The following is a 3,052-nucleotide window of genomic DNA, read 5'->3' as shown; positions in this document are numbered from 1 at the left end:
CCCCACACCCTCACCGCCCGCCACAACCTCGCCCACTGGCGCGGCGAAGCCGGCGACCCGGTAGGCGCCATCACCGCCACCGAACACCTCCTGACCGACATGGTCCGCGTCCTGGGACCCCACCACCCTGAGACTCTCACCACCCGCCACAACCTCGCCTCATGGCGAGAGCGTGCGGAAACGGACGACGAGGGGTAAGGCAACACGTGGGTTCAGGCGTTCCAGCCGACGGAGGAGACGTACTCGTACGCCTCGCCGTCGGAGCCGAGGTCAGCCATGACGTCGTCCCAGACGGCTTGCAGGCCGGTGGTGTCACCTTCCGCCCAGGCGTCGACGGCGGCCGTCCAGGTCGCCGGGCGGATCGTGATGCGTCGCACGTTCAGATCCCGGCGGCGACCGGGCAGAACCCGGGACTGATCGACCGGGTCGATCTCGATCCGGGTGCCGCGCCCCTCGCGGGCCAGGCGCCGCTTGATATGCGCGACGACCCGTTGGCGGCGCAGTCCCCAGTAGGCGCGATCCAGCGCGGCGCGGCTCTTCGGGCTCGGGGAACGCTTCCCGGCCGTCCAGGCCGCCAACGCGCGGCGGCTGATGCCCTGCGCGGCCATCGCCTCCCGACCGGCTTTGGAGGCGGTCAGGTAGCGCAGGCGGGCGTTGATGCCGCGCTTGGTGTCGGGCCCGGAGGCGATGCCGGTGACCATCGCCTCCAGACCCCGGGCGAGGGCGTCGGCGCCGTGCAGGCCGTCGGCGTTGAACTTGCGCCACTCGCCCCATTGGCCGGTCATCGGTCACCTCCGGGACGCGGGGGAGCGACCGTAATCCACAGTCGCGTCGGCCGGGTCGGTCTCAGCCTTTATGCCGGTCGGGAGTCCACACTGCCGGATGCCTTGCACCCTCATGGAGATGGTGTCGTTCTCGGCGCCCTTGACCTGGTTGACGCCCTGGTTCTGGGAGAGGTTCGGGATCAGGTGTTCCTATCCGAGTATCCCGACAGTCGCGTTCACGAGCTTCTGCGACTTGACCGACTTGGTACTGAATGGCGGGCAAGTAGTGTTACCTCCAGGCTTGAAAAATCCCCTGGCCAGTACGGCGCAGGAGAAAGGAAGGCGGGTGCGTTATGTCATCTTGTTGCGCATCTAAGAAATCGCAGGCAAGTTCTTGGCCGCCCACTTCTCGACTTCCCTCAGGGCTCGGTGCCAGGCAATCATCTTGCCAGCAGCCCAAAGTGAGCCGCCGTAGGGGGGGCCGCACAATCCAAGTTCGCCGGTTGTTGGGTTTGAAGAAAGGATCTTACGCTGGTTCGGAAACGTTGGGTAAACGACCCGGGCCATATACTCGCCGGTTGCCGCGAACGCAGGTTCGTTAAGCCAGTCTTCCCCAACGCGCCGCAACTGCACTTCGCAAAAGCTCCGACTGTAAAGTCCGTAGTCTGTGAAGTCAAGCAGAGGTCCGCCGCATGTTGAAATCTCCCACACCGCCTCCGTGGTGATCTCTCGCGAGTTCGGGTTCAGCTCCAACGACGACCCTTCTCTGATTCCGTAGGTCTTCAGTAGGCGAGCCGAGGTCTTCGGCAGAGGCGGGTACGGATTGGCAAGATCGAATATATAGCTCACATCCAGCTCTGGCGGAGTAATGAAGATATCCTTTGAGATCCGGAACTCGTCCCAGTCTTTCTCGGACATGGAGGCAGTAACTCTGTCGCGGTCGGAGATCATTCGCGGAATGATTTCCTCGTACTTCATCCAGCGTCGAACGAGCCACTCTAGGAGTGAGATTCCATCGATCGCCTCCAGAAGATCGTCTTCTATGCGAAGTAGGGGGAGGTTGGCCTTGGCACAGATCCGGTTCTTTAGGATATCCCGCCGGATGGCATCTTGGTCTGATACGTGGCCAGGGCCATCAAACTCGAAGGCCCAGATAACTTCGTTTGAACTCTTCTTGTGTAAGGTGTAGTCAAAGTGCGCATCCCGGAGGAAGTTCCGCTCATCTCTTGGATCGCCAGCGCTAGGGCTGAATACGTCCTCTAGGCGAGTCTTAGCGTTGACCCAATAGAGAGTGTCCCTAGTTGCAATCTCTAGAATCCTGTGCGTTCGCTTTTCGGACTGATTTTCAAACGCGCGAAGTTCCACAAGACCCCCACCGGTGACGAACTCATGAAAACGATGTGCACAGTTTAGCCTCGGGCTTTCACGAGGTAGACTTCCGAGGTTTTATCAAATAAGCGGAGAGTGAGGCTATTCCAACCTGGTGAGCCGCCCGATCCCCGCCCCCCTGGGCGGGGATCGGGCCGGGCGGCCGGTGCGATCAACCGCGCTGGGCGCGACGGGCGGCCTTGGCGAGCACGTCGGAGATCTCGCTGATCACTTCGGTGGCGCGGTCGGGGTTGGTGGCCCGGGCGGCTTCGAGCGTCTTGGGGTGCAGCGCGCGGTGGACGCGTCGCAGGAGTCGGGTGGCTTCTTCGAGGTCGGCGAGGGAGTCGGCCTCGGTGGTGGGTCGGGGGGACGACTCCGGGGTCTCTTGAGGGGCCCTGCGCGGCTCTTCGGGGGCTGTGTAGCCCAGTTCGCGGGCGGTGGCCTTCAGTGCGGCGGCGGTGGGCCTGCGCCCGGCTTCCTCGATGGCCTTGACGATTTTCCGGGCGGCGTCTTCCCCGTGGGTTTCGATCACGGGGTCGATGGCCAGTGCCTGGGACTCGTTCGGGGGCGTGTGCAAAATTTTGCACGTCCACACTCGCTGGAGGGCGGGGGCGGCTTCCATGAGTTGGTAGGAGCGGCGCAGGCTGAGGTCGTGGCGGGTGGTGACGTACTCCTCCCAGGTGCCCGGGTAGAGCTCTCCGTCCCTGATGGCGCGCAGTGCGGTGCCGGCTTCGATGACGTAGCGGGCCTTGATGCGGCGTCCGCTTTCGGCTGCGGTGGAGGCGGCTCGGTCGACGGCGGCCTCCAGTGCGGCGAGGCGTTCGTCGGGGGTGCCGGTGAGGGTGGTCGGGTCGATGGGGGCGACTTCAAGGGCTCCGCTGCTGCCGTCGGGTTGGTGTACTTCCGGCTGGGGGGTGCCG

4 protein-coding genes are annotated in these 3,052 nt (G+C 64.0%); 1 reads left to right on the top strand and 3 read right to left on the bottom strand.

Features of this window, described 5'->3' with window-relative positions; translation table 11 throughout:
• Positions 1-198 (top strand): tetratricopeptide repeat protein (locus FNQ90_RS17820; RefSeq protein WP_182607295.1); only part of this gene is annotated, 198 nt, incomplete at its 5' end.
• A gap of 14 nt (positions 199-212) precedes the next feature.
• Here the strand turns inward: FNQ90_RS17820 and FNQ90_RS17815 are convergent.
• The 3 genes from FNQ90_RS17815 to FNQ90_RS28200 form a co-directional block, all read right to left on the bottom strand.
• Positions 213-785 carry a transcriptional regulator gene (locus FNQ90_RS17815; RefSeq protein ID WP_182607294.1) on the bottom strand — a complete coding sequence of 191 codons (573 nt, stop codon included), beginning with the start codon at positions 783-785 and terminating at the stop codon, positions 213-215.
• A 351-nt stretch (positions 786-1,136) separates the two neighbouring features.
• The gene (locus FNQ90_RS17810; protein WP_182607293.1) at positions 1,137-2,129 is read right to left on the bottom strand and encodes a DUF2726 domain-containing protein; all 993 of its coding nucleotides are present in this window, start codon (positions 2,127-2,129) and stop codon (positions 1,137-1,139) included.
• Between the two features lie 175 nt (positions 2,130-2,304).
• Positions 2,305-3,052, bottom strand: a 748-nt coding sequence (locus FNQ90_RS28200) for a hypothetical protein (RefSeq protein WP_267133069.1), incomplete at its 5' end; no start/stop codon positions are given.

It is taken from the genome of Streptomyces alkaliphilus, assembly GCF_014141535.1.
GTDB lineage: Bacteria > Actinomycetota > Actinomycetes > Streptomycetales > Streptomycetaceae > Streptomyces > Streptomyces alkaliphilus.
This window is presented reverse-complemented; position numbering and strand designations above follow the sequence as displayed.